This is a genomic window from Allobosea sp. P1_A7 (assembly GCF_056406775.1).
The window spans coordinates 20,180-44,930 of record NZ_JBFTZN010000025.1; the positions used below are offsets into that span (position 1 = coordinate 20,180).

Here is a 24,751-nt window from a genome sequence, read left to right on the forward strand (position 1 = left end):
CAAGGGAGCAAGATGGCTGCATGAGCACGCATGGCCCCTATCTCGCCGAGATCGCCCATCTGATGGGGGATCCAGCCCGCGCCAACATGCTGCACGCCCTGATGGACGGGCGCGCGCTGACCGCCAAGGAACTCGCCTATATTGCCGGCGTCGCGCCGCAGACGGCGAGCGGCCATCTCGCCCGCCTGATGGCGGGCGGCCTGCTCGCGGTCGCCGTCCAGGGGCGCCACCGCTATTACAGGCTCGCCGGGCCTGAGGTCGCGACGGCGCTCGAAGGGCTGATGGTCCTCGCCGGAAGCCAGCCCTCCAGTCGCCGCTTGCCGTCCCGGGTCGGCGCCGACCTCAGCCGGGCCCGCACCTGCTACGATCATTTCGCCGGGCGCCTCGGCATCGGCCTGCATGATGCGCTGGTCGCGGGCGGGCACCTGACGGTTGCCGATGGCGGCTACGGCCTGGCGACGTCGGGGGAAGGCGTTTTCGCGGCGCTCGGCATCGACATCGCTCAGGCGGCCAGGAGCCGGCGCGCGTCGTTGCGCCCATGCCTCGACTGGAGCGAGCGCCGTCCGCATTTGGCGGGAAGCCTAGCCGCAGCCCTCGCATGCCGCTGCTTCGAGACGGGCTGGGTCCTGCGCAAGAAGGACAGTCGTGCCGTGATCCTGACCGATGAGGGGCGTGACGCGTTGATCTCGGTATTGCCGGGTTTTCGCTGCGACGAACCGGACGCGCTCAGCCCTGCCGGAGTGCCTGAGACAGCCTTCGCTTGACCTCGTCCTTGAGCGGCTCGGAGGCGTCGAGGATGGCTTGCGCTCGGAAGAAGTCGAGCCCGCCATAGCCGTCGATGCCGGCCCTGATCAGGATATCTGGCGGGTGGCGCTCGATCATGCGCTGCACGATGGTGCGCGTCAGGATCTGCGATACGCCGACCATCGCTTCGAGCGGCTCGGGCACGCGCGTGTCGCTGATCGTTGCCGGTGCGCTGGTGTCGACCGCCATGACGATGCGCCCCGGCGCCAGCAACCTGTCATAGGGCAGGGGGTTGATCGCTCCGCCATCGATCAGCACACRGCCGCCGAGCACCACCGGGCGTACGAGACCCGGAATAGCCAGCGAGGCGGCGACGGCCGGCGTCAGCGGCCCGCTCGTCAACGAGACCTCTGCATGGAGATGGTAGTCGGTCGCAATCGCGGCGAAGGGAAATCTGAGCTCCTCGAACCGGTCGGGCACGGCTTGCGGCCAGAACAGGTCGAGCAGCCGCTCGCCGTCGATCAGCACGGGATTGCCGAGCCCGCGCATGAGATCGGTGAATTTGCCGACGCGGGCGTCGAGCAGCCGCGCGATCACCTTGGCCCGGTCACGGAATGTCAGTGACACATGCTCCCGCAGCTCGCTGCCAGAGAGGCCGGCCGCATAGGCCGCGCCGATGATCGCCCCGATCGAGCAACCGACGATGAGGCCGGGCCTCACGCCGAGTTCGTCCAGCGCCTCCAGTACCRCGATATGGCTCAGGCCCCGTGCCCCTCCGGCCCCAAGCACGAGCGCGAGCCTGGGCTCGGCGCTGTCGGATCGTTGCTCGGCAGGCGTCGTGGAGCTTGGCATGGTGCGATGCTGCGGCCTGAACCCTGCTCAGGCAACCGAGCCAGCAAGGAACGGCTTCAAGGCCTCCAGCGTTGCTGCAGGGTTTTCCTCCGGCAGGAAATGGCCGCTGACGATCGCTTTCCCCTCGGCCTTGGGCGCGAAGGTCGAGCGCCAGATCGCGAGCGGGCTTTCGCCCTTGGCCGGTATTCCGGCTTCGCCCCAGAGTGCCAGCACCGGGCAGAGGATAGTCTTTCCCGCCGCGAGATCGGCCCTATCCTGGGCGAGATCCGTGGTGGCGCCGGCGCGATAGTCCTCGCAGGCCGCATGGATGCGATGCGGGTCGTCGAATGATTCCCCATAGGATCGGAGCGCGAGCGGGTTGAATACGTCGAGCGCCTTGGCCCGTGTCCAGCTCGCGATCGTATGATCGAGCCAGGCCTGGGGATTGGCCTTGATCAGGTTTTCCGGCACGGGTTCGGGCTGGGCCAGGAAGGTCCAGTGATAAACCTGCATGGCCCGGGCGGCGTCCATGCCGTCCCACATCGAGAGCGTCGGCAGGATGTCGAGCACGGCGAGCCGCTCGACCCTGCCGGGATGGTCGAGGGCGAGGCGATAGGCGACACGCGCGCCGCGGTCATGGCCGATCACGGCAAAGCGGATATGGCCGAGCGCTTCCATGACGGCGACGACGTCCTCGCCCATGGCGCGCTTGGTGTAGGTCTCCTTGCCGCCATCGCCATGGGGAGCCGCCGACCAGCCATAGCCGCGCAGGTCCAAGCAGACGACGCGATGGGTCTTCGCCAGTTCGGGCGCGATCTTGTGCCATTCGGCGTGGGTCTGCGGGAAACCGTGGATGAGCACGAGCGGCGGCCCTTCACCGCCGGAACGCGCAAAGATCTTGCCGACAGGCCCGTCGACCCAATGGGCCGTGAAGCCGGGAAAGAGTGAATCGAGATTGCTCATGGAGGAGCGCTCCTGGCGTAACCGCTGGCCTGATATCAGTCTGGCTGAAATCCTAACCCTCGACGAGCGCGGATGTTCAGCCTTCCTGCTCCCGCTTGACCGCCTGCCATCCAATGTCGCGGCGGCAGAACCCCTCCGGCCAGTCGATCGCGTCGACGGCGGCATAGGCGCGTTGCTGGGCCTCGCTGACAGTCTTGCCGAGGCCAACGACATTGAGCACGCGACCACCATCGGCAACGATGTCGGTCCCGGACTGCTTCGTCCCGGCATGGAAGACGAGGACATTGTCCATAGCCTCGGCCTTCTCGATGCCGCGAATGATGCTGCCCTTCTCAGGCGTGGCGGGATAACCCCGCGCCGCCAGAACGACGGTCAGCGCGGCTTCGTCCAGCCAGCGCAGGTCGAACGAGCTGAGCACACCGTCGCAGGCGGCGAGGAAGGCCGGCACGATATCGCTCTTCAGGCGCGGCATCAGCACCTCGCATTCCGGGTCGCCGAAGCGGACATTGTACTCGATCAGCTTCGGCCCCTGCGCCGTGATCATCAATCCGGCGAAAAGCACGCCCTTGAATGGCGCGCCGCGCTTCTGCATTCCGGCGAGCGTTGGTGCGATGATCTCTGCCATGACCCGGTCTTCCAGGGCCTTGGTCATCACCGGGGCGGGCGAATAGGCGCCCATGCCGCCGGTATTCGGGCCGGTATCGCCGTCGCCGACGCGCTTATGGTCCTGGGCCGAGGCAAGCGGCAGGGCATGGCTGCCGTCGCAGAGTGCGAAGAAACTCGCCTCCTCGCCGATCATCCATTCCTCGATCACCACCTCGGCGCCTGCTGCGCCGAAGCCGCCCGAGAACATCATCTCGATGGCGGCATCGGCCTCGTCGAGGGTCTGTGCCATCACCACGCCCTTGCCGGCGGCGAGCCCGTCGGCCTTGATCACGATCGGCGCGCCCTGAGCCCTGACATAGGCCTTGGCCGATGCTGCATCCCCGAAGCGTCCGAAGGCGGCCGTCGGGATGTTGAACTCGGCACAGAGTTCCTTGGTGAAGCCTTTCGAGCCCTCGAGCTGGGCTGCCGTCTTCGAGGGGCCGAAGGTCTTGATGCCGGCCGCGACGAGATCATCGGCGATGCCGGCGACGAGCGGCCCTTCCGGCCCGACCACGACGAGGTCGACCTTCTCCCGCTTGCAGAAGGCGACGACTGCGGCGTGATCGGCGATGTCGAGCGCGACGTTCTCGCCGCATTGCGCGGTGCCGGGATTGCCGGGTGCGACAAGGAGCCGGTCGCAGAGCGGCGAGCCGGATATCGCCCAGGCGAGCGCATGTTCGCGTCCGCCGGAACCGATCAGAAGGATGTTCATCGCGCCGTCTCCGCTTGCTCCGCGCGCAATAGCCTTCGCAGCGGCGCGGGGCAACGCTTCTGCTCCGTCGCTGCGACCGTTATGGTCGCGCAATGGATATCGAATCGCCCGACACCAAGCCCTCCAATGCGCCGGAATGGTCGGTTTCCGACCTGTCTGGTGCGCTCAAACGTACGCTGGAGGACGCCTTCGGCTTTGTCAGGGTGCGTGGCGAGATTTCGGGCTATCGCGGCCCGGTCGCCTCGGGCCATGTCTATTTCTCGCTGAAGGACCAGAACGCCAAGATCGACGCGGTGATCTGGAAGGGCGTCTTCGGGCGGTTGAAGACACGGCCTCAGGAAGGGCTGGAGGTCATCGCCACCGGCAAGATCACCACCTTCCCCGGCAAATCGAGCTACCAGATCGTCATCGATTCGCTCGAGCCGGCCGGTGTCGGCGCGCTGATGGCGTTGCTTGAGGAGCGTCGCAAGAGGCTCGCTGCCGAAGGCCTGTTCGACGAGGGGCGCAAGCAGCTCATTCCCTATCTGCCGCGCGTCGTCGGCGTGGTGACCTCGCCGACCGGTGCTGTCATCCGCGACATCCTGCACCGTCTCGAGGACCGCTTTCCTCGCCATGTCCTGGTCTGGCCGGTCCGCGTCCAGGGCGAGACCAGTGCGGCCGAGGTGGCGGCCGCCATTGCCGGTTTCAACGCATTGCCGGAAGGCGGACGAATCCCGCGCCCCGACGTGATCATCGTCGCGCGCGGTGGCGGTTCGCTCGAGGATCTGATGGGCTTCAACGAGGAGGTCGTGGTGCGCGCCGCTGCCGCCTCGCTGATCCCGCTCGTCTCGGCAGTCGGCCACGAAACCGACTGGACCCTGATCGACCACGCCGCCGACCTGCGTGCGCCGACTCCGACCGGCGCCGCCGAGAAGGTCGTGCCGGTCCGCGCCGATCTGATGGCGCTGATCGCCGATCTCTCCCGTCGGCAGGCGGGGGCGATGCGCCGTCTCTCGGATCGCCGTCGCAGCGATCTGCGTGCGCTTGCGCGGGCCTTGCCGGGGCCGGAGGCTGTCCTTTCCGGCCCGCGGCAGCGGCTCGATCTGGCCGCGGCGCGTCTTGCACCGGCATTGGCGCGCAACGCGCGGGCTTACGAGCAACGGCTTGCAGCTTTGTCGCAGAGGCTCGTGCGGCAATCTCCGTCGGTCCGGCTCGCGACCTATGTGGCAAGGCTTGATGGGCTCTCAAGCCGCTTGCGGGCCGGGCGTGACGCCTTGCTGAGGGCGGAACGGCTGCGCCTCCAACGGGCGCATGAGCGCAGCGACGAGCTGTCGCTGAGGGCAAGCCGCGCCTTTGTCCAGGGTTTGGGGCGCCGTCGCGACAGGCTTGAATCGGCCTGGAGCCTGGTTCGCTCGCTGGGGCCCCAGGCTGTTCTGGCGCGCGGCTACGCGCTGGTGCGCGATGGATCGGGAGCGCTCGTTCGCGGCGTGGAGCAGGCAAAGCCCGGCCTGGCGCTCAGCGTTCAGGTCAGCGACGGCAGCTTCGATGTCACCGTCACCGCGGGCGGGGAAGGGCTGTCGCCACGGCCAGCTCGTGCGCCGCGCCGGGACGTTCCGCGCAGCGGGCAGGGCGACCTCTTCTAGCTGAGCGCGGTACGGGGTCGCTCAACGCCCCATCAGGAAGCTCTTGACGCGTTTGATCGCGTCATCGCGGGCTTCAGGATGTGTCCCCACCGTGACCTTGCCGGTTCCGGTCGCGGAATAGGCCACGTCGCTGCGCTCCTTCACCTCGAGGCGAGGGTGATCGAAATCATGCAGCGCGCCGGGATAAAGCACGAGTTCGATGGCTTCGCCGCGCGCCCGTGCCGCTTTGGCGAGATGGTCGCAGGGCGCTGGCGGCGTCCAGTCGTCCGCATCGCCCATCAGGATGAGGGTCGGCAGCCTGGCCGAAAAGCTCGCGGACTCCGATTGGAAGCGGCAGCCCGGATAGAAGGCGATGGCGCGTGCGAAATCGGGTTGGCCGTCGGCCGGGCGCCTGTCCTTGCGGATCGCGGTCAGGACGGTGGAGCCGCCACCGGACCAGCCGAGCAGGGAGATTTCCTTGTCGCGCACATCATCGCGAGCCTGCAGCCATTGCCGTGATGCTGCCGCGTCGGCGACGCGCTCACGGCTCGCCCGAACCGTCAGTTCCTTGACGCCGCATTGTGAACCGAGCCTGCGCGAGCCGTAGCTGTCCGGCATCAGCACGACGTAGCCAGCGGCGGCCAGCCGCTCGCCCCAGTCCGAATGCCGGGCGGACAATTTGCCATTGTCGCGCCACAGGCCGCCGCAACCATGCAGGGCGACCACGGCCGGGAATGGCCCTGGACCGTTCGGGCGGTACAGCACACCGTCCAGCTGTCCTTCCTCGACCGGGATGCGAACGCGCTCATAGCCGCCCGCAGACGCGGGCGCGCACCAAAGCAGCGCGAGGCCTGTAAGGGCCATGACGTGTCGGACGAGACTGGACATCATCGGCAGGAACGCTATCACAGCTCCGAGTTATCGGATAATTCATTCCCTGAGCAACGGTTTTCGATCTTACAGATGAACATCAGCGAGCGTCCTCCCGTGCCGGGACCCGAAGCTGCCGTCGACTATGGTCACGGCGAATTCCGCGTGGTGCGCCCCGGCGCCTTCGTGCGCTGCGCCGTGACCGGCGCCCCGATCAAGCTCGACGATCTGCGTTACTGGTCGGTCGAGTGGCAGGAAGCCTATGTCTCTCCGGAGGCGGTGCTGTTGCGGCTGCGCCGCGCCGGGCGTGCCTGAGAGCCCGCCTTCACGCCATCGAGCAGGTGCGTGATCTCGCTCGGTTCATCGAAGACGAGCGAGACCGGGACCGCCAGCAGGCGGTGCTGCTCCGCAAACGGCCAGAGTGCAGCGAGCTTTGTCATGTCCTTTTCGGTGGTCGCCACCAGGCAATCCTGCGCAGCTGCCTCGCGGATGATCTTGGCCACGTCCTCGGCCGTGTAGGCGTGGTGATCGCCGAAGGCATGTTCGGCGCGAATCTCGGCGCCGGCCTCGCGCAGGGTCGTGCTGAATTTCTCCGGCCGCCCGATCCCTGAGACGGCCAGGACGGCCTGACCACGAAGTCTGTCGGCAATCCCGGCCGACAGCGCAAGCCGCCCGCGCAGAACCGGCTTGCCGGCCTCCTGGGCCGCGGCGGCGACCCTGTCCCCTGCCTCGCCCGGGCCGATCACCAGGATCGCATCGGTCATCGCCAACTGCTCAGCCAGCGGCGCCCGCAACGGGCCGGCTGGCAGGCATAGGCCGTTGCCGATCCCGCTCGCGCCATCGACGACGGCCAACCGCAGCTGTTTGGTGAGCGAGGGGTTCTGCAGCCCATCATCCATGATGATCAGGCTTGCGCCGAACGCTTTCGCGAAGGCGGCTCCGGCCGGTCGATCGCGGGCTACCACGGTGCGGGCGGCAGAGGCCATCAGCACGGCCTCATCCCCGACGCCGTTGGCATCATGGTGACGCCTGTCCACTTCGACAGGCCCGGCGAGCCGCCCGCCATAGCCCCGCATCAGGACGAAGGGCGTTTCTCCGCGGGCGGTCGCAAGCGCGGCGAGGGCGATCGCCGTTGGCGTCTTGCCGGCACCGCCAGCGATGAAATTCCCGACGCAGATCACCGGGATGCCTGCATCCGTACCGGTCTGGCGCATGCGGCGCGCGGTGAGCGCGCCGTAGAGAGAGCCGATCGGTTGCAGCAGCCGGGCAAGAAGGCTCGGCCGATGCTGCCACCAGAACGCTGGTGCGCGCATCAGCTGTCGATCTCGCGCTGGCCCAGAGCGACGCGCATCAAGAGCGGTTCGATGGCCTGTTCCGTGCGGCTCAGTGCGCCGCCGAGCTGCTTGCTGGTTTGCCCCGCCGCGCGCGCGGCCTGCCGTGCGGCTGCCGGGGCGCTGAGCCAGCGATGCACCGCGCCTGCGAGCGCCTGCACATCGGGAACTTCACGCGCACCGCCGCCTTGATCGAAGGCGGCGAAGATCTCGGCGTTGTTGTGGACATACGGCCCGTGCACCAGGGCGCAGCCGAGCTTGGCGGGCTCGATCGGATTATGTCCGCCGATCATCGGCACGAGCGAACCGCCAAGGAAGGCCACTTGCGAGAGCCGATAGAAGAGGCCGAGCTCGTTGACCGTGTCGGCGATATAGAGCTCGATATCGGGGTCCGGCATCTCTCCAGCCGCGCGCCGCGCGACGGCGACACCGTTGGCCCGGGCGAGATCCTCGATCTCCTGGCCGCGCTGAGGGTGCCGCGGAGCGATGATCGTGAGCAGCTTCGGCACATGCGGCTTGATGCCGAGATGGGCCGACAGGATCTGCTCCTCCTCGCCCGGATGCGTGCTGGCGGCGATCCAGATCGGCCGGCCGGCCGTCAGCCCATCGAGAATCGCGAGCGTGTTCGGGTCGGCCGGGGGAGCCGCGACATCGAATTTCAGATTGCCGGCGATGCTGACACGTGGCGCGCCGAGCTGGGCAAGACGCTCACCGTCGCCCTGCGACTGGGCAAGGCAGGAATCGAAGCTGGAGAGCAGGTAGCGTGAGGTTCTGGGCGCCCTGTACCAGCGCTTGAAGGAGCGCTCCGACATCCGGGCATTGACCAGCACGAGCGGAATATCCCGCTTGCGTGCCTCGATCACCATATTGGGCCAGATTTCGGATTCGCAGATCAGGCCCATGGCCGGCTGCCAATAGTCCAGGAAGCGGCGCATGTAGCGCGGCACGTCAAGCGGCAGGTACTGGTGGATGGCGCCGGCTGGCAAACGCGCTGCAAGCAGGCGCGCCGAGGTCACGGTGCCGGAGGTCACGAGAACGGCCAGCCCGCGCCGCTGCAGGCGCTCGATCAGGGGGAGCAGCGTCACCGTCTCGCCGACGCTGGCGCCATGCAGCCAGATCAGCGTCTGGTCGGGCCGTTGGACGCCGGGATAGCCGCGGCGCTCGGCGAAGCGTGTCGGATCTTCCTTGCCGCGGCGACGGCGCCAGACCAGCAGGCCTGCAGCGGCCGGCTCGAACAGCGCAGTCGCCATGCGGTAGGCTCTGAGGAAGGGGCCCTTGCCGCTCATGCCGCTTTGGCTCCTGTTGCAGCGCGGAGCCCCGCGCCGGGGTCGCGGGAACCGACCAGCTCATAGGCGCGGGCATGGACCGCGTCGAGCCCGGCCTGGAGCGCGAGACGGGCGGCTTCGCTCGTGGCCTCGTCGGCATCGCGCGCGATCCGGATCGGATCGCCGACCACGATCGCGCAGCGGCCGAAGGGCAGGCCGATCGAGGCGCGGTCCCAGCTGTTGAAGTCGACGCGCCGGCTCGTCACCACGGCAACGGGATGGACCGGGCGACCCGATGCCTTGGCCAGCGCGATGATGCCGGGCCCCGCGACGCGGGCGCGCTTGGGAATGTCGGCCGTGAGCACCATGGTGTCGCCGGCGGCCAGGCGTCGAACCATGGCAAGGAACGCGCTCGCACCACCCTTCTCGCGGACCTTGCGGCCGAGCGCCCCTGAGCCGCGAATGGCGCCGATGCCGAGTTCGCGCAGCGCCACGGCGTTGAATCCGCCATCGCCGTGGCGGGAAACCAGCGAGCAGGCGGGCATCCAATCCGGCCGTGCGAAGGGGATCATGATGTGCTGGCCGTGCCACATCGCGATGATCAGCGGCAGCTCCGGCCGGATATGATCATAGATGTCGGCCGGTTCGACAACGGTTCGGCTGGTGCGGCGGACGAGTTTGAGATAGCCGGCCAGCAGCCGGCCGAGCGTCTCTTGCGCCACACGCGTCTTGAGGATGGAAAAGCCCATGAACTCCGCTTCCGAACCGCTGAATGCCTGTCCCGCAGCTCAGGACTTCGCGGTTTCGGGATCGAGCAGGCGATGCAGGTGCACGACGAAGTAGCGCATCTGGGCCTGGTCGACGGTCGCCTGTGCCTTGGCCTTCCAGGCCGCATGGGCGCTCGCATAGTTCGGGTAGATGCCGACGATGTCGAGCTTCGACAGGTCCTTGAAGGTGATGCCGTCAAGGGAGCTCAGCTCGCCGCCGAAGACGAGATGAAGAAGCTGCTTCTGGTCGGTGTCCGCGTTCATTGGTCTCTCCAGCGGGAATGAGGCTCTGCCGCGGCACCAGATAAGCTATCCGCGCGAGCGGTGCGAGTGCCGATTGAGCGAGGTCGAATTTGTCCGAGCCTGCTGGCCTTCATGCGCTCTGCGGCGGGGTCTCGCGCAGGCGCTGCATTGCAGCAAGCAGCGGCTCCGCGAGGCTTGCGCCACTAGCAACAAGCATGCCGTGGATCGGTACCTCGCGGTTGTAAACGACGGGGTTGCCGCTCCCGTCGCTGAGCTGGCCGCCGGCTTCGTCCAGCACGAGATGCGCGGCGGCAAGGTCCCAGTCCCGCGCATCAGGGGAGACCAGCCCGGCATCGATCGTGCCGTCCGCTATCCGTGCCAGCCTGAGTGCGAGCGAAGGGATCTTCTCGGCAGCGTCGAACGTCTCGATCCGCGCCAGGGCGTCGAGCATCGGCTTCGGCCCCGCAATGCGAGCGCCTCCGAGCTTGGTCAGGCGGGTCGTCGCGATCGGCCGGTCGTTGCAGTAGGCCCCCTCGTGCCGTCGGGCCGTATAGGTTGCGCCGCAGGCGGGCGCATGCACGACGCCGGTCACCGGAGCGCCATCAGCAAGGAGGGCGACGCAAACCGCCCAGTCCGGCGAGCCCGACATGAACGCGCGCGTTCCATCGATGGGGTCGACGACCCAGACGAGACGGCGCGACAGCCGCTGCGCGTCGTCGGCGGTCTCTTCCGATAGCCATGCGGCATCCGGCAGCAATTCCGAGAGTCTGATCCGCAGGAAGGTGTCGACGGCGATGTCGGCTTCGGTGACGGGCGAGCCGCCGCTCTTCGACCATGTCCGGGCCGCGGTCTTGGCTCCGGGGCGGAACAGTTCGAGTGCCAGCGCACCCGCCTCGATGCAGCTTTCCCGGACGTGAGGCAGAAGATCCGGGGCGACAGGCAGCGTTTGCGAAGTCATGCGCTCCCTATCGAGCCTCCCTGCTGCGGTTTCAAGGTGAAAAAGCAGCGSAGTTGCGAAAGATTCCGTCAAGCATCACGCCGGATAGCGGCCGATTTAGACGCCCAAATGACCGCAACACATTCCTTTAACCGAAGCTCTTAAGCGCTCGGATAGGGCTGCGGTCCACTCTCCACCCTGCAAGCACGAGAGCCCCGGACTTCACAGAGGGCTCCGCGCAGCAGGGACATGAGAGGCGTAAAACCGATGGCCAGCGTCACGCCGGCTGCCGGGGAGGTCGGCTTTGCGCCGAACCTTCTCGGCTGCCCGAACCATAGCAGCATAGTCGCGCGCAATCCGATGCCGGTGCAGGTCGAGGCGCCCCGCATCGAGCGCATCGCCTCGGTGAGGATCTTGCGCGGAAACCCCGGTTGGCGCGGCATTGCCCTGCGGCTGGCCAATCCGTCCGGCGAAGATGAACGTCTGGAACTCGCTCTGACGGCCGGCGATGGCCGTGCGATCAGTGTCGCGGTCTTCGATGCCGAAGATGCCGTGGCACACTGGCGCGACTGTGGTCGCAGCAGCGGTTTGCCGCTGTTGCTCGAATCCGTCGATGGCGTGATCACCGAGCCCTTTCCTCAGCTCGGCCGGCTGGCACTGGGGCCGATCCGCATCCGCCGTCGGCACGCCTTTCTCAATGGCCGCCGCCCACGCTTCCTGACACGGCGCAAGACCGCGCAGCTTCCAGCGCGGCCGGTCATCGTCTCCGGCGAGCGGCTGACGGATTGAGCGGTTAGATCAGGGGACCGCATATCGCATCCCGTCCATGATCTAATCTTTCCATGTCGGCATCGGCTTTCCCCGAAGAACGCAAACCGCTCTTCGGGCCGCTGCCTTGGGTCTTCATTTCACAGGAAAGAGCGGCTCAACGCATCGAGTGCGTAGCCGCCGGCCAGCAGGAGGCCGGCGTTGCGGTTGGAGCGGAACAGGCCCAGCGCGACCGGAGAGGTCGCGCCCTGGATCCGGGAAACCTGCCAGGCGAGATGCGCGGCGAAGGCCGCAAGTCCAATCCAGGCCATGGCGCCACCGCCCGCGCTCCAGGTCGCCACGCCAGCGAGCGCGACAGAGAGCGTGAAGCAAAACCCGACCGCCTCGCGCGTCCAGGCCCCGAAATAGCGGGCACTCGACTTGATGCCGGCAATGACATCATCCTCGATATCCTGCATGGCGTAGATGGTGTCGTAGCCGATCGTCCAGACGATCGCGGCCGCGTAGATCAGGTAGGCCGGTGGGTCGAGCTGCCCGAACACGGCGCTCCAGCCCAGGAGCCCGCCCCATGAGAAGGCGAGGCCCAGCACGAATTGCGGCATGTTGGTGATGCGCTTCATGAAGGGATAGATCGCGACGATCGCCAGCGAGGCGATGCCGAGCACGATCGTGAAGCGATTGAATTGGACGAGGATCAGCAGTCCGACCAATGACAGCGCGACCATGAAGAGCGCGGCGGACCTGGTTGTGATCTGCCCGGAGGGCAACGGGCGTCCGCGCGTTCGTGCCACCTGAGCATCGAGCTTTCGGTCGACGATATCGTTGAAGGTCGAGCCGGCGGCTCGCATCACGATGGCGCCAACCATGAAAAGCAGGCCGTGCCAGAGATTGGGAAACGCGCTGCCGCTCGCGATGGCTGCAAGCCCTGCGGCCCACCAGCACGGAAGCAGCAGCAGCCACCAGCCGATTGGCYGGTCGATGCGGGCAAGCTTGAGATAAGGGCGCAGCCAGACCGGCGCCCTTGTATCGACCCAATGACCTTTCAGGGCGTCGGGAAGGGGCGCATCAACCAGGGGCATGTCGGCTGGCTTCGAGGCCAGGACCATGGCGAGATCAGAGCGCGCCCTGCGGCACCCGCATCGGGCCGCCGGTCAGAGAATCGCCGCCGCCGAACGGATTGTTGCCCTGTTGCTGGGCCTGCTGCTGCGCCTTGCGCTGCATGGCCGCCTGCTGCTTCACCGCATTGCAGGCCTGATTGCGGAAGCCGGCTGCCTTCTCATTGTCGGCCTTCATGCCGTCCACGAAGGTCGGCGGAATCTGGCACCAGTCCTGATTGGCGGTTGCGAATTTGAGGGTGGCGTTGCCGTTGTTGACGAGGCTGCCGAGTGTTCCGCAGGCCTCCGCCGGCGTCAGCTTGCGCTTGGCCTTGGACGCGGAGTTCAACCGCGCGACGATCGACTGCCGCTCCTGCAGGAGCTTTTGAAGCTGTTCGCAGCCCGAGGCCTGAGCGCTCGCCGGGCTGACGTGGAGGAATGTCGCCGCTGCCAAGCCGAGCGTCGCAATCAACCCCGAGGCCACGTATCGCCGCATAATAGTCCTGCTCCCAATCGATGAGGGTTCCTGGAACCGCGCACTCCATATCAGCAGAGGGGCGGTCTCGCCAAGCGTCAGGCGACATTGAACTGAATTCTGTCACCGACTCTTGCGATTAGACGAAGAATGTGGCGACTTTCCCGCCGCAATGGCATCGCAAGATCGGCTGCTGTCGCAAGAGGGAGACTGTTTGCGCCTATGCCGATGCCAGACCTGCCGAAACATCGGCTCTATCTCGATTCCACGTTGGCACAGGATGCGCTCGTTCCTCTCGAGCGGGAGCAGGCCAATTACCTTCTCAACGTCCTGCGCCTGCGCGATGGCGACGGCGTTCTCGTCTTCAACGGGCGCGACGGCGAATGGCTTGCCGAGATCGTTCCGGAAGGGCGGAAGCAGGCGAGCCTGCGCCCGCTGCGGCAGCTGCGGCACCAGACCCCCGTGCCGGACCTGCATTATCTCTTTGCGCCGCTGAAACATGCGCGGCTCGATTACATGGCTCAGAAGGCCGTGGAGATGGGGGCCGGCGTGCTGCAGCCGGTGCTCACCCGACGCACGCAGGTCTCGCGGTTGAACCTCGAACGCCTCAGGGCCAATGCCATCGAGGCTGCCGAGCAATGCGGCATCCTGGCCTTGCCGGAAATTCGTTCCGAGCAGCCGCTCGATGCGGCGCTGGCCGCTCTCGAGCCCGAGCGCCTGCTGATCTTCTGCGACGAGGACATGGCCGCGGCGAGTCCCCTGAGCGCGCTGGCGGAAGCCCCGCCGGCGCCGCTCGCCCTGCTGATTGGTCCCGAAGGTGGCTTTGACGACGAGGAGCGCCGGCGAGTGCTGTCACGCCCCAAGACAATCCGTATCTCGCTCGGCCCGCGCATCCTGCGCGCCGATACGGCGGCGGTCGCGGCGCTTGCCCTGGTCCAGGCGACATTGGGCGACTGGGTCTCGAGATCGGGCTGAGCGCGCGGGAACGACGCGCCGAATTTCGCGTTGGTCGTTGGGGAGGAAGATCCACATTCGTCGCGGTGCCATCGAACCGGCTCATTCAGGGCCGGTTTTGCGCGCGAGGGTCTGCTCCCGTGATTCGACGACCCGCGAGGATGATGAGATGAGCCAAGCCTGCCGCTTCGGTATCGAAGAAGAGTATTTCCTGTCCGATTTCACGACACGTGGCATCGTCCGGAAGATCTCGCCGGCATTCCTCGATGCCGTGCATGATGCGTTTCCGAGCGAAGTCCAACGGGAGATGCTGCAGTCCCAGATCGAGGTGGCGACACCGGTCTGCGAGACGATGGGAGAGGCGCGCAAATCGCTGGCGACGCTGCGGACCGGCCTTGCGAGCATCGGGCTGGCGCATGACATGCTCCTGCTCGCCTGCGGCACGCATCCCAGCGCGTCCTGGTCGCGCCAGCGCGCCACCGAGGCGGCTCGCTATGACAGGCTGATGCGCGAACTCCAGATGCTCGGCAGCCGGAACCAGCTCTGTGGGCTCCATATCCATGTCGAGGTGCCGGACGAAGATCAGCGCATCCGGCTGATGGGGCGGATCATGCCGTTCCTCCCGGTGTTTCTCGCGCTGTCGACGTCGTCGCCGTTTTGGCAGGGGCGGCGCACCGGCCTGATGGGCTACAGATTATCCGCCTACGCGGAACTACCGCGCACCGGCCTGCCGGAGCTCTTCCTCGAACCCGCCGACTACCGCGCCTATGTCGATACCCTGGTCGCGGCCGGGGCGATCAAGGATGCCAGCTATATCTGGTGGGCGATTCGCCCTTCAGAGAAGCATCCGACGCTGGAATTGCGCATCGCCGACAGCTGCACGCGCCTGGACGATACGCTGGCCATCGCCGCGCTCTATCGGTGCCTTATTCGCCATCTCTGCAGGAATCCCGGGCTCAACGCGAATCTGACCGCGGCCGCGCGCGCCATCGCAGGGGAGAATGTCTGGCGGGCCCAGCGCTATGGGATCCATGGCGAATTGGTCTGCCCGGAAAGCAAGGGGATGCGCTCGGTTCCGAGCCTTGTCGACGAACTGATCGATCAGCTTTCGGGCGATGCCGCGGCGCTCGGCTGCGCCGCCGAACTTGGCGAGTGCCGGACGATTGCAGCTCAGGGCACCAGCGCGGATCGACAGCTCGCCATCTTCGAGGAGGCCCGCGCGCGCACCGGGGGCGACGCGGGAGGCCTGGCCTCAGTCATCGACTGGCTGGCGTCAGAGACACGAAACGATGGTGCAAGCCGGCTGCAGGACATAAGCCAGCCCCTGCGCGGTGTGGCCTGAACGCAAGCGGATGCCGGATGCCGGCATGTGCGTTGTGCATTTGCGCAAGCAATCTCCTTCCACGAACGCGGGACGGAGGTCGTTGTCCTCCGTTCGGCGGTCGCATATGTCTGACGCTTCCTGGGCTTGCCTCGCCCGTGCCGTCCGGTGCGTGCGAGATGTCGGCCACCCTTTCGTCCTGCCGGAGCGCCCATGGCTCGCGATGTGTCCGATTCCACCCCGATCGCGTCGAAGTCCGAGCTGATCGGCTGGATTGCGGCAGGCGAGAAGCCTCGCTCCGCCTTCCGGATCGGCACCGAGCACGAGAAGTTCCCGTTCTACCGCGCGGATATCGGCGCCGTGCCGTACGAGGGGCGCGGGGCCGCGGGCGGTATCCGGCACCTGCTCGAAGGCATGCAGCAGCGGCTCGGCTGGGAGCCGATCATTGACGATGGCCATATCATTGGCTTGGCCGGGCCCGAAGGTGGCGGGGCGATCTCGCTTGAACCCGGTGGCCAGTTCGAACTCTCCGGCGCGCCGGTCGAAACGCTGCATGAAACGGCGGCGGAGCTCGCCGCGCATCTTGCCGATGTGAAAGCGGTCGCCGAGCCTCACGATATCGGCTTCCTGGCGCTGGGCCACTCGCCGCTCTGGACGCGGGAGCAGACCCCGGTCATGCCGAAGGGCCGCTACCGGATCATGGCCAACTACATGCCGAAGGTCGGCACRCGCGGCCTCGACATGATGTTCCGGACCTGCACCGTGCAGGTGAACCTCGATTTCGCCGACGAGGCGGACATGGTGAAGAAGCTCAGGGTTTCGATTGCCCTGCAGCCGATCGCAACCGCGCTCTTCGCTTCTTCGCCCTTCACCGAGGGCAAGCTCAACGGCTTCCAGTCGGTCCGTTCCGAAATCTGGCTCGATACCGACAATGCCCGTTCGGGCATGCTGCCCTTCGTGTTCGATGAGGGCATGTCCTACGAGGGCTATGTCGACTGGGCGCTCGACGTGCCGATGTATTTCGTCAAACGCGGGCCGGTCTACCACGACGTGACGGGCGCCTCCTTCCGCGATCTGCTCGCCGGCCGGTTGCCGCAGCTTCCGGGCGAGCACGCGACCATGTCCGATTGGGCCAACCACCTGTCGACATTGTTCCCCGAGGTCCGGCTGAAGCGCTTTCTGGAAATGCGGGGCGCCGATGCCGGGCCGCCCGCCTTGCTGAACGCGTTGCCCGCCTTCTGGGTCGGATTGCTCTATGATCAGGTCGCGCTCGACGCCGCCTGGGACCTGGTCAAAGGCTGGAGCACCGAGGAGCGTCAGGGCCTGCGCGACGCAGTGCCTGCGGCGGGGCTCTCTGCCACAGTCGCCGGCCGCAGCGCGCGTGAGATTGCGCAACAGGTTCTGGAATTGTCGCGCGCTGGTCTCGCGCGCCGCGCCCGCCTGAACGGCAAGGGCGAGGACGAGACGCGTTTCCTTGATCCTGTTCTCGCGATTGCCGAGAGCGGCCGCAGCCTGGCTCAGGACCTTGCCGACCGGTATCGCGGGGAATGGAACGAGCGTGTCGAGCCGGTCTTTAAGGATTTGCTCATCTAAACGGCCGATCAGCCAGGGAATTCCCAGGCAAGGTCGGCGGTTCGCGGCATTTGCCATCGGGCGTTAACGCTTTCTCCGAAGCTTCGGAGCGAGCATCCGGCCATGGAACGATTGCTCACCCTTCTTCTCCGCTTTGCCCGCGACAATCGCGGCGCGACGGCGATCGAGTATGGGCTCGTAGCTGGCCTGATCTCCATGACGATCATCGTCTGGGCGACCCAGATCGGCCAATCGGTGACCGGCTTCTTCCAATCGATCCAGGCCGGCTTCAATCCCTGATCGCCGCTACTCCGCCGCCGTCTTGAAGCTCGCGAGGTTGTCGAGGCTCTGGATGATGTGCTCCGCCAGGGCATTGGAGAGCACCGACGGGTCGAAGCGCGTGCGCAATAGCCCGATCTTGCAGGACGGCAGGGTTGCATAGCCCTCGCTGGGGCCGAGTATGCGCATACCGGGCCTGATCGCGCTCTCCGGCAGCACAGAGACGGCGAGGCCGGCGACCACGGCTGCACCGACCGCAGTCGAATTCCAGCTCGCATAGAGCACGCGGAAGCGGCGCCCCTTCTTCTCCAGCGCTTCGACCGCAGCCTGCCGCCAATTGCAGGTCGGACGGCCGAGCGCGAGCGGGAGCGGGTCCTCCTCATGGACGGTATGGCGCGCAGAGGTGACCCAGAGCAGTGGCTCGATCCGGATGATCTCGCCCTGACCGCGGCCTTCGACATGGGTGATGATGGCAAGGTCGATATCACCGGTGCCGATGCGCTCGGCCAGCATCGGAGTCGGCTCGCAGACGACCGTCACCTCGGCGCGCGGGTTGGAATGAGCAAAGCGAGCCAGGATCTCGGGTAGATAGCGGTCGGCATAGTCGTCGGGGACGCCGAGGCGGATGCGCCCCTTGAGGTCTGCATCGGCGAAGCTCGCCACGCATTCGAGATTGAGGCGCACGATGCGGCGCGCGTAATCCAGCAGGCGCTCACCATCTTCCGTCAGCTTGGCGTGGCGTCCGTCGCGGCCGAAGAGCGGGCGCCCGACCCGTTCCTCAAGGCGCTTCATCTGCATCGAGACGGCGGATTGCGTCTTGTAGACGATCTCCGCCGCGCGAGTGAACGAGCCCGTATCGGCAATGGCGACAAAGGTCTTGAGCTGGTCGGCGTCGAGAACATGCGCCATGGAGCACCCCCACGATGGATCATCAATATCCGTGCTGTGAAGCATCATAACCATTCGTTTGGCTGATGGCCAGCGCAAAGCTATCCTCCAGACATTCTCCAGTCCGTGTCGTCGGTGCGCTCCAGCCGGGCCGGAAAATGCTCGTTTTGCCGCCAGACCCCTGAAGGAGGTCGCCATGCTGATCCTGACATTCGTTCCGAAGTCGCTCTCGTTCGTCGCCACCGGCGTCACGCGTGTTGTCGCCGGCGGTTATGTTGGCGTGAAAGCCTTGACGCGCGCTCTGATTCACCGCCGTGAGGTGCTGAGGCTCTCCGAACTCGACGAGCGCGGCCTCAAGGATATCGGTCTCGTCCGCTCCGATATCGACGGCGCGCTGACCGTATCCTGGCTGAAGGACCCTTCGGCGGCTCTCGCCGCCCGCTCCAGCGCGCGAGCCGGCGTCGCCTCGCTCCGGCGCGAAGAGGGCGTTCGACAGGCTCAGGTGAAGAATGCTGTCGCCAAGCCTCTCACGCCGCGTCCGGTCGCGGCCGGTTCGAATTCGACGGTTGCGTGCAGCGCCTGACCCCTTGGCACTGCGCGTTTCTTGCGGGCGGGAGCTTCGTGCTTCCGTCCGTTTTTCCTTTCTAAGCTCTCGCCGGGCATGGCGGAAGCGGGATTTGAAGCCATTTCGCCTGCAATTTGGCCCTAATCGGCATTCGTAACCTATTTTTCAGCATTCCCGCCGAACGTTCCCGACATGCCGCGGCGATGCCCGGTTCGATGCTTCTCGGGGGGGTGGGTGTCGGTATGCGGATTTCTCTGCGCTTTCAGGATCTGCGTCTCAGGACCAAGATCGCGATCCCGCTGATCGTTCTCGGATTGATCAGCGTTGCAACTGCCGTCTATGCCGGCCGCGAATATGCGCGGATCCAGAAGGCATATTCCGATCTGATCTCGCACAATGCGACGGCGATCCTCGATTCGGGCCGGACCACCCGCGCCATGACCGACATCGTGCGCGATCTCTACAAGGCGATCGCCTATCCCGAATTCATGAAGCAGAACGCGACCAGCATCGAGGATGTGTGCAAGGCCTATGACCGTGCGCAGTTCCAGCTGATCGAGGCCAAGATCAGCTTCCCGCAGAAGGCTGCCGAGTTCGACGCCATGGGCCGGGCACTCTCCGCGCTCAAACCGCAGATCGACGATATCGTCGCCCAGGCCGCGAAGGACGAGGATCTGGCCGCGTTGTCGGTCATGTCCCAGCTCGATCGCACAATTGGCGAGATCGTCACCGCCGCAGGCAAACTCAACGAAGCAATCAAGACGGAAACCCAGGCGACCTCGGAAACGCTCGATGCCGAGGCCAGCGAACTGAGCATCGTCATTCTGGGCCTCTCAGCCCTGGGCATCCTGCTTGGCCTGGGCGGTGCTGCCTTGCTGACCCGGTTTTCGATCACCAGGCCGCTGGAAGCGCTGAGATCGGGCATGGATGATCTCGCCAGGGGCGATTACGCGGTCGAAGTTCAGGGCCAGGCGCGCAAGGACGAGATCGGCGCGATGGCGCGTGCGGTTCAGGTCTTCAAGGAAAACGGCCTTGCCGTGCAGCGTCTCGAGGCGGAGAGCGCCGAGGGACGAGACCTTTCCGAGCAGCAGCGCCGGCAGATCGAGACCGAGCGGGCCGAGCAGGCAAAGCAGCAGGAGCAACTCGCGCGGGAGCAGGGGCTGGTCATGGGGCTGCTGGCAGAGGGCCTCGACCTGCTCTCGAAGAGCGATCTCAGCCATCGCATCGATGCGGAGGTTACCGCTGCCTATGAGAAGCTGCGCGACGATTTCAATACGGCGGTGGAGCATCTCTCGATGACGATCACCACCATCCAGGCGACTGCGGCCGATGTCGGCAACGCGGCGCGCGAGATCAATATGGGCGCAGACGATCTCTCGAAGCGCACCGAGGAACAGGCGTCCTCGCTGGAGGAGACTGCGGCAACCACGGAAGAGCTTGCCGCCTCGGTCAAGGCCTCTGCGCAGGCATCGAAGCAGGCCGTCTCGCTGGCCGATGAGGCGATGAGCGTGGCGCAACGGGGCGGTGCAATCGTCCATGATGCGGTCGCTGCAATGGCACGCATCGAGACGGCCTCACGAAAGATCTCCGACATCACCTCGGTCATCGACGAGATCGCCTTTCAGACCAATCTGCTCGCCTTGAATGCGGCGGTCGAAGCGGCGCGGGCGGGCGATGCCGGCAGGGGCTTTGCCGTGGTCGCCTCGGAGGTCCGCACGCTGGCGCAGCGCTCGGGCGAGGCCGCCAAGGGTATCAGCGCGCTGATCTCGGAATCGGGAGCGGAGGTGGCCCAGGGCGTCGGGCTCGTCCGCTCTGCCGGTGAAGCGCTCGATCAGATCGTGGCCGCATCGCGAAAAGTCTCCGCGACCGTATCCGAAATCTCCGCGGCCTCGGCCGAGCAGGCCAATGGAATCGACGAGATGAGTCAGTCGGTCGCGCATATGGACGAGATGACACAGCAGAACGCCGCACTGGCCGAACAGAGCGCAGCCTCTGCCAGCGCACTCGGCGATCAGATCCGGCGCCTCAACGATCTCGTCTCGAGCTTCCGCACGCGCGACAATGTCGCCGATCTCCGGGCGATCGCTGCGGCCATGTCCGAAGGCCGTGGCGCCGAGATCGAATGGTCGCAGCGGCGCAGCGCCTGATCGGGACAGGGCGATGAGTGCCTAAAGCATCGGCCCGAAAAGTGGATTGCGGTTTTCGGCAAAGCCGATGCAAAGACAAAAGGTTAAGTCATCAGGCCGGATACGATATCCGGTCCGATGATTTAGCGACGCTGCCCGCCGCCGAGCATCGCGTCCAGAATCGACTTCAGCGCGTTCTGATGGTCGTCCTGCACCTGGCGACCATGCTCGAACATCTGGTTCAGCGCGTCGAGGCCGATCGACCCCGGCCCGGCTTCGCCCGAYGGCGCCGGCTGGTCCGGTTCCGGCTCAAGCTCAGGCTCTGCCGTGGGCCTGGTGGCCTGGCCACGCGGTTGTGACGGGGGCGGCGCCGCCTGGGGCTGAGCCGCTGCACCGCCAAGCATCCCGGTCAGGATCTGGCCGAGAAGCCCGCCCATCGGGTCGGCCCCGGCCGGTTCGCCTGGCCTTGCCCCGCCCAGAGGACCACCTCCGAGCGGACCGCCGCCAAAGGGACCGCCACCTTGTGTCGGAGGGGCACCAGCCGCCTGCCCGAACAGGCTCCCGAGAATCGCGTCGAGCGAGCTCCCCGGCGTTTGCGGTTGGGTTTGGGGCGCGGGCTGCTGGCCCGGCATCCTGCCCTGCATCATCTCCGCGAATTGCCCGAAGATGCCGCCGAGCCCCTGATTGCTGGTCGACTTGAACAACCCGCCCATGATCATGGAGGCGATGACCGGCAGCATCTGTTTCAGAACCGCCTGGCCGACGCCGCTGGTCGCCGCAGCCTGGGCGGCCAGCGCGTTGCTGACGTCCTTCGAGCCGAAGAGCTGGTTGAGGACGTTGTTGCCCATCATCGCGGCGTTGTCGGGAATGCCATCGCCATCGGCGTCATAGAGCGAGCCGAAGGGCGAGGCCGTCATCATCTGGGCGAGATTGCCGAAAGCGCGGGGGTCCTGCGTCTGGCGCTGCAGTCCCATGGTGAAGGCCGGCAGCAAGGCGTCGAGCGCGCTCTGCGTCTGCTGTTGGCTGAGCCCGTATTGCCGAGCCAGATTCTGCATGGCCTGCCCGTTCTGGGCAGATTGCATCATCTCGAACAGGTTCATCATGGCGCCTCTCCGTCTTCGTCGCGGTCTGCCGCCGCCTGCACCCCGAACGATAGCAGGGCGGGGCGGGCAGGCAAGCGAGGCCGCCGCGATGCTGGATGCTCACGCGCCCCTGGGCTGGCGCTCCAGGCGCGTGATGCCGCGATAGGCAAAGACCAGCGCGACGAGGCCGAACGCCACAGCCCCGAGCGCGGTGCCGACCATCGCCCCCTTCGGCCCCGCATAATAGGCGCCGACCCAGGCCATCGGCATCGTCCCGAGCGTTGCGCGCCCCCAGCTGAAGAGGGTCGACAGGATCGGCATGCCGAGATTGTTGAACGCGGCATTGGCGACGAAGAGTATCGCGACGAAGATCCACATCGGCCCGGAGATTAGGCAGAAGAACATCACCAGCTCTGCGGTCAGGCCGCTGGCATGGAATACGGCGACGATCGGGCCGCGCAGCAGGAGGAGCGCGAGCCAGGCAACGCAGACGCAGGCCACGGCGAAGATCACGGAATCGCTGAGCGCGCGGCGCATGCGGTCGAAACGGCCGGCTCCCCAGTTCTGGCCAAGGATCGGCCCGACTGCGCCCGATAGCGCAAAGATCACGCCAAAGGCCACCGGCACCAACCGATCCATGATCGCCATTGCCGCGATCGCGCCATCTCCGAAGCGCGCGAAGATGCTGGCGAAGACTGCGTTTGCGATCGGCGTCGAGAGATTGGTCAGGATCGCCGGGCCGGCGATCGCGAGCGTGCGCGGCGTGTCGGCCAGCAGCGCCTGCCGGTTGGGCATGCCGACCATATCGTGGATCTTCACCGCGCCACGGAAGCCGACAAAGGCAAAAATGACACGTGACAGCACGGTCGCCCAGGCGGCGCCGTCTGTGCCGAGTGCAAAGCCAAAGATGAAGAGCGGATCGAGCACTGCAGTTGCGAGCCCGCCCCCGAGCGTCACGAACATGGCGCGCCGGGCATCTCCGATGGCGCGCAGTACGCCCGAAAATCCGATGCCCAGCGCCATCAGAAGATTGGAGGGCAGGGCGATCCAAAGGAATGAGAGGGCGACGTCATAGGCCTCGCCATGCGCCCCAAGATGCCTCAGGAGCCAGGRCAGGCAAGGCAACGCTAGCAGCGTGAGCGCGATTGCGGCAAGCGCCATCAAGGTCATGGCGGAGCCCGCAATCCGGCGCGCGCCCTTGCGGTCTCCGGATCCAAGCGTGCGGGAGGTCAGCGCGGAGACCGCGATCATGAAGCCGATATTGATCGAGACCGTCAGGAACAGCACGATCGTCGCGAAGCCGACGCCAGCAGTCGCCGCCGGCCGGCCGAGCCAGGAGACGTAGAGCAGCGAGAGCAGGTCGACGACGAAGATCGCCATCAGCCCGACCGCTCCGGTCGCGGTCATCACCGCGACATGGCGAAAGGTCGAGCCGCTGACGAAGACGGCCTGGTTGGGGTTGACGGGTGCGTTCACAATTCCGGTTCTCCGACGCCGCCGACCGCGACTTCAGCGCCGCCATCCTCGATGACCTCGCGCGTCTCCTCGGTGAGTGCCTTGGACTTGGCCTTCGGCTGAACCAGCGGTTCCGGCGAGACGCGCGGCACCTTCTGGATGCCGGCGGCGATGCCCTCGTGATACTGGATCTCCATGCGCTGGGCGTCGCGGTCACGGACGCTGTCGATGACCAGACTGGCCTCGTCATAGCTGAGGCCGAGGCTTTCGAGCGTCACCCGCCCGAAGCCGAGGGCCGACTCGAAGGTTTCGCGCATCTGGAAGTCGACATCGGCCTTCATCAGCTCGATCGCATGGACACGGTCATAGGCCCGCACATGCAGCCGTGCGGAGGGAAATTCGGCCCTCGCCATCTCGACGATCCGCAAGGCCGCTTCGCGATTGTCGATGCAGATGCAGATGATCTTGGCTTTCCCGGCGCCCGCCGCGCGCAGCACGTCCAGTCTCGTGCCGTCGCCGTAATAGATGCGGAAGCCGAACTTGGACGCCGAACGGATGCGCTCGACATTGGAGTCGATGATCGTCACCGGGATGTGCTGCAGCAGCAGCGCCTGGGTCACCACCTGCCCGAACCGGCCGAACCCGATGACCATAACGGAGCCGCCGGCACCTTCGAAATCCTCTTCCATGGTTTCCGCCGGGGCGGCGCTCCGGGTCAGCCAGAGGTCGATCAGCTTGGCGGCAACCGGTCCGATCAGCATCGAGAGTGCGGCGAGAGATGTCGCCAGGGCCGCCTGCTGGCTGTTGAGTAGCCCGAGCGCAGCACCGAGCGGCAGGAGAACGAAGGCGAATTCGCCGGCCGGCGAGAGCAGGGCACCAGCCCGTATGGCTTCGGTTCTCGACGAGCAGGAGACGCGCAGGATCGTTGCCGCGACGACGATCTTGAAGGCGACCAGCAATGGCGCTGCAAGCGCCAGCAGCAGGGCGTTTTCGAAAACGAGCTGGAGGTCGAGCGACATGCCGACCGCCATGAAGAACAGGCCGAGCAGCACGCCGCGGAACGGCTCGATATCGGCTTCGAGCTCGTGCCGGAAATGCGAGTCCGCCAGCAGCACTCCGGCGAGGAAGGCGCCCATGGCCATGGAGAGGCCGACCCGCTCCATCAGCATCGCGGCACCGAGCACGATCAGCAGCGCGGCCGCGGTCATCACGTCCTTCGCGCCGGTGCTGGCGAGGATCCGGAAGAACGGATTGAGCAGGTAG

The 24,751-nt window shown here is 66.3% G+C and carries 25 protein-coding genes; 10 read left to right on the top strand and 15 right to left on the bottom strand.

The features are described 5' to 3' along the window. Positions 1–20: 20 nt before the first annotated feature. On the top strand, positions 21–764 hold the full coding sequence (locus tag AC1D34_RS06565; RefSeq protein ID WP_476823798.1) for an ArsR/SmtB family transcription factor: 744 nt from the start codon (positions 21–23) through the stop codon (positions 762–764). On the opposite strand, the gene AC1D34_RS06570 is transcribed toward AC1D34_RS06565, so the two are convergent. From AC1D34_RS06570 to purD, 3 genes are all read right to left on the bottom strand, one after another. Further along, positions 727–1,596 carry a patatin-like phospholipase family protein gene (locus AC1D34_RS06570; RefSeq protein ID WP_476823799.1) on the bottom strand — a complete coding sequence of 290 codons (870 nt, stop codon included), beginning with the start codon at positions 1,594–1,596 and terminating at the stop codon, positions 727–729. The genes AC1D34_RS06565 and AC1D34_RS06570 overlap by 38 nt on opposite strands. A gap of 27 nt (positions 1,597–1,623) precedes the next feature. Then, positions 1,624–2,538, bottom strand: coding sequence for an alpha/beta fold hydrolase (locus AC1D34_RS06575; RefSeq protein ID WP_441488878.1), 915 nt, complete (start codon positions 2,536–2,538; stop codon positions 1,624–1,626). 76 nt (positions 2,539–2,614) lie between these two features. Further along, positions 2,615–3,895 (bottom strand): phosphoribosylamine--glycine ligase, encoded by a 1,281-nt coding sequence (gene purD / locus AC1D34_RS06580; protein ID WP_441506132.1) that lies wholly within the window; start codon positions 3,893–3,895, stop codon positions 2,615–2,617. A 92-nt stretch (positions 3,896–3,987) separates the two neighbouring features. On the opposite strand from purD, the gene xseA reads away from it, so the two are divergent. Next, complete coding sequence (xseA, locus tag AC1D34_RS06585) at positions 3,988–5,517, top strand: exodeoxyribonuclease VII large subunit (RefSeq protein WP_476823800.1); 1,530 nt, start codon at positions 3,988–3,990, stop codon at positions 5,515–5,517. A gap of 21 nt (positions 5,518–5,538) precedes the next feature. Here the strand turns inward: xseA and AC1D34_RS06590 are convergent, their stop codons facing one another. Next, positions 5,539–6,360, bottom strand: coding sequence for a dienelactone hydrolase family protein (locus AC1D34_RS06590; protein WP_441506424.1), 822 nt, complete (start codon positions 6,358–6,360; stop codon positions 5,539–5,541). Positions 6,361–6,459: 99 nt separating this feature from the next. Here AC1D34_RS06590 and AC1D34_RS06595 point away from each other — a divergent pair, with 99 nt between their 5' ends. Beyond that, on the top strand, positions 6,460–6,681 hold the full coding sequence (locus AC1D34_RS06595; RefSeq protein WP_113518934.1) for a DUF2093 domain-containing protein: 222 nt from the start codon (positions 6,460–6,462) through the stop codon (positions 6,679–6,681). On the opposite strand, the gene lpxK is transcribed toward AC1D34_RS06595, so the two are convergent. From lpxK to AC1D34_RS06620, 5 genes are all read right to left on the bottom strand, one after another. Beyond that, the gene (lpxK, locus tag AC1D34_RS06600) at positions 6,627–7,679 is read right to left on the bottom strand and encodes a tetraacyldisaccharide 4'-kinase (protein WP_476823801.1); all 1,053 of its coding nucleotides are present in this window, start codon (positions 7,677–7,679) and stop codon (positions 6,627–6,629) included. The genes AC1D34_RS06595 and lpxK overlap by 55 nt on opposite strands. After that, positions 7,679–8,983, bottom strand: coding sequence for a 3-deoxy-D-manno-octulosonic acid transferase (locus AC1D34_RS06605; protein ID WP_476823802.1), 1,305 nt, complete (start codon positions 8,981–8,983; stop codon positions 7,679–7,681). The genes lpxK and AC1D34_RS06605 overlap by 1 nt, the downstream gene beginning before the upstream one ends. Then, the gene (locus AC1D34_RS06610; RefSeq protein WP_441488884.1) at positions 8,980–9,711 is read right to left on the bottom strand and encodes a lysophospholipid acyltransferase family protein; all 732 of its coding nucleotides are present in this window, start codon (positions 9,709–9,711) and stop codon (positions 8,980–8,982) included. The genes AC1D34_RS06605 and AC1D34_RS06610 overlap by 4 nt, the downstream gene beginning before the upstream one ends. 39 nt (positions 9,712–9,750) lie before the next feature. Continuing rightward, a complete protein-coding gene (locus AC1D34_RS06615) occupies positions 9,751–9,993 on the bottom strand; it encodes a DUF4170 domain-containing protein (protein ID WP_441488885.1) in 243 nt (80 codons plus the stop codon). 109 nt (positions 9,994–10,102) lie between these two features. Next, on the bottom strand, positions 10,103–10,930 hold the full coding sequence (locus tag AC1D34_RS06620; protein WP_441488886.1) for a 3'(2'),5'-bisphosphate nucleotidase CysQ: 828 nt from the start codon (positions 10,928–10,930) through the stop codon (positions 10,103–10,105). A 246-nt stretch (positions 10,931–11,176) separates the two neighbouring features. Between AC1D34_RS06620 and AC1D34_RS06625 the strand changes: the two genes are divergently transcribed. Next, a complete protein-coding gene (locus tag AC1D34_RS06625) occupies positions 11,177–11,698 on the top strand; it encodes a DUF6101 family protein (protein ID WP_441488887.1) in 522 nt (173 codons plus the stop codon). Positions 11,699–11,817: 119 nt separating this feature from the next. Here AC1D34_RS06625 and ubiA read toward each other — a convergent pair whose 3' ends face one another. After that, positions 11,818–12,783 (bottom strand): 4-hydroxybenzoate octaprenyltransferase, encoded by a 966-nt coding sequence (gene ubiA / locus AC1D34_RS06630; RefSeq protein WP_476823803.1) that lies wholly within the window; start codon positions 12,781–12,783, stop codon positions 11,818–11,820. A 7-nt stretch (positions 12,784–12,790) separates the two neighbouring features. Further along, entirely contained in the window at positions 12,791–13,267 is a 477-nt protein-coding gene (locus AC1D34_RS06635) for a hypothetical protein (protein ID WP_113518927.1), read from the bottom strand. Positions 13,268–13,468: 201 nt separating this feature from the next. Between AC1D34_RS06635 and AC1D34_RS06640 the strand changes: the two genes are divergently transcribed. The 4 genes from AC1D34_RS06640 (at position 13,469) to AC1D34_RS06655 (ending at position 17,393) form a co-directional block, all read left to right on the top strand. After that, a complete protein-coding gene (locus tag AC1D34_RS06640; protein ID WP_476823804.1) occupies positions 13,469–14,221 on the top strand; it encodes a 16S rRNA (uracil(1498)-N(3))-methyltransferase in 753 nt (250 codons plus the stop codon). Between the two features lie 148 nt (positions 14,222–14,369). After that, on the top strand, positions 14,370–15,542 hold the full coding sequence (locus AC1D34_RS06645; RefSeq protein WP_476823805.1) for a carboxylate-amine ligase: 1,173 nt from the start codon (positions 14,370–14,372) through the stop codon (positions 15,540–15,542). 192 nt (positions 15,543–15,734) lie between these two features. After that, positions 15,735–17,114 carry a glutamate--cysteine ligase gene (locus AC1D34_RS06650; RefSeq protein ID WP_441488891.1) on the top strand — a complete coding sequence of 460 codons (1,380 nt, stop codon included), beginning with the start codon at positions 15,735–15,737 and terminating at the stop codon, positions 17,112–17,114. A gap of 102 nt (positions 17,115–17,216) precedes the next feature. After that, the gene (locus AC1D34_RS06655; RefSeq protein ID WP_476823806.1) at positions 17,217–17,393 is read left to right on the top strand and encodes a Flp family type IVb pilin; all 177 of its coding nucleotides are present in this window, start codon (positions 17,217–17,219) and stop codon (positions 17,391–17,393) included. Positions 17,394–17,399: 6 nt separating this feature from the next. Here AC1D34_RS06655 and AC1D34_RS06660 read toward each other — a convergent pair whose 3' ends face one another. After that, positions 17,400–18,281, bottom strand: a complete 882-nt coding sequence (locus AC1D34_RS06660) for a LysR substrate-binding domain-containing protein (RefSeq protein ID WP_069877505.1) — start codon at positions 18,279–18,281, stop codon at positions 17,400–17,402. A 175-nt stretch (positions 18,282–18,456) separates the two neighbouring features. On the opposite strand from AC1D34_RS06660, the gene AC1D34_RS06665 reads away from it, so the two are divergent. Beyond that, complete coding sequence (locus AC1D34_RS06665) at positions 18,457–18,843, top strand: DUF1127 domain-containing protein (protein WP_441488893.1); 387 nt, start codon at positions 18,457–18,459, stop codon at positions 18,841–18,843. A gap of 224 nt (positions 18,844–19,067) precedes the next feature. Further along, positions 19,068–20,972 (top strand): methyl-accepting chemotaxis protein, encoded by a 1,905-nt coding sequence (locus tag AC1D34_RS06670; RefSeq protein ID WP_476823807.1) that lies wholly within the window; start codon positions 19,068–19,070, stop codon positions 20,970–20,972. A gap of 122 nt (positions 20,973–21,094) precedes the next feature. On the opposite strand, the gene AC1D34_RS06675 is transcribed toward AC1D34_RS06670, so the two are convergent. The 3 genes from AC1D34_RS06675 to AC1D34_RS06685 form a co-directional block, all read right to left on the bottom strand. Continuing rightward, positions 21,095–22,054, bottom strand: coding sequence for a DUF937 domain-containing protein (locus tag AC1D34_RS06675; protein WP_441488895.1), 960 nt, complete (start codon positions 22,052–22,054; stop codon positions 21,095–21,097). Positions 22,055–22,153: 99 nt separating this feature from the next. Further along, the gene (locus AC1D34_RS06680; protein ID WP_476823808.1) at positions 22,154–23,509 is read right to left on the bottom strand and encodes an MATE family efflux transporter; all 1,356 of its coding nucleotides are present in this window, start codon (positions 23,507–23,509) and stop codon (positions 22,154–22,156) included. Continuing rightward, positions 23,506–24,751, bottom strand: a 1,246-nt coding sequence (locus tag AC1D34_RS06685) for a cation:proton antiporter domain-containing protein (RefSeq protein ID WP_476823809.1), incomplete at its 5' end; no start/stop codon positions are given. The genes AC1D34_RS06680 and AC1D34_RS06685, both read right to left, overlap by 4 nt.

Excerpts from the sequence above, each read along its gene's own strand:
- AC1D34_RS06625 (WP_441488887.1), top strand. The coding sequence starts at position 11,177 with ATGGCCAGCGTCACGCCGGCTGCCGGGGAGGTCGGCTTTGCGCCGAAC.
- AC1D34_RS06575 (WP_441488878.1), bottom strand. The coding sequence starts at position 2,538 with ATGAGCAATCTCGATTCACTCTTTCCCGGCTTCACGGCCCATTGGGTC.
- AC1D34_RS06610 (WP_441488884.1), bottom strand. The coding sequence starts at position 9,711 with ATGGGCTTTTCCATCCTCAAGACGCGTGTGGCGCAAGAGACGCTCGGC.
- AC1D34_RS06635 (WP_113518927.1), bottom strand. The coding sequence starts at position 13,267 with ATGCGGCGATACGTGGCCTCGGGGTTGATTGCGACGCTCGGCTTGGCA.
- AC1D34_RS06655 (WP_476823806.1), top strand. The coding sequence starts at position 17,217 with ATGGAACGATTGCTCACCCTTCTTCTCCGCTTTGCCCGCGACAATCGC.
- xseA (WP_476823800.1), top strand. The coding sequence starts at position 3,988 with ATGGATATCGAATCGCCCGACACCAAGCCCTCCAATGCGCCGGAATGG.
- AC1D34_RS06665 (WP_441488893.1), top strand. The coding sequence starts at position 18,457 with ATGCTGATCCTGACATTCGTTCCGAAGTCGCTCTCGTTCGTCGCCACC.
- AC1D34_RS06620 (WP_441488886.1), bottom strand. The coding sequence starts at position 10,930 with ATGACTTCGCAAACGCTGCCTGTCGCCCCGGATCTTCTGCCTCACGTC.
- lpxK (WP_476823801.1), bottom strand. The coding sequence starts at position 7,679 with ATGCGCGCACCAGCGTTCTGGTGGCAGCATCGGCCGAGCCTTCTTGCC.
- AC1D34_RS06565 (WP_476823798.1), top strand. The coding sequence starts at position 21 with ATGAGCACGCATGGCCCCTATCTCGCCGAGATCGCCCATCTGATGGGG.
- AC1D34_RS06590 (WP_441506424.1), bottom strand. The coding sequence starts at position 6,360 with ATGGCCCTTACAGGCCTCGCGCTGCTTTGGTGCGCGCCCGCGTCTGCG.
- AC1D34_RS06605 (WP_476823802.1), bottom strand. The coding sequence starts at position 8,983 with ATGAGCGGCAAGGGCCCCTTCCTCAGAGCCTACCGCATGGCGACTGCG.
- purD (WP_441506132.1), bottom strand. The coding sequence starts at position 3,895 with ATGAACATCCTTCTGATCGGTTCCGGCGGACGCGAACATGCGCTCGCC.
- AC1D34_RS06595 (WP_113518934.1), top strand. The coding sequence starts at position 6,460 with ATGAACATCAGCGAGCGTCCTCCCGTGCCGGGACCCGAAGCTGCCGTC.
- AC1D34_RS06615 (WP_441488885.1), bottom strand. The coding sequence starts at position 9,993 with ATGAACGCGGACACCGACCAGAAGCAGCTTCTTCATCTCGTCTTCGGC.
- AC1D34_RS06670 (WP_476823807.1), top strand. The coding sequence starts at position 19,068 with ATGCGGATTTCTCTGCGCTTTCAGGATCTGCGTCTCAGGACCAAGATC.
- AC1D34_RS06645 (WP_476823805.1), top strand. The coding sequence starts at position 14,370 with ATGAGCCAAGCCTGCCGCTTCGGTATCGAAGAAGAGTATTTCCTGTCC.
- AC1D34_RS06660 (WP_069877505.1), bottom strand. The coding sequence starts at position 18,281 with ATGGCGCATGTTCTCGACGCCGACCAGCTCAAGACCTTTGTCGCCATT.
- AC1D34_RS06640 (WP_476823804.1), top strand. The coding sequence starts at position 13,469 with ATGCCGATGCCAGACCTGCCGAAACATCGGCTCTATCTCGATTCCACG.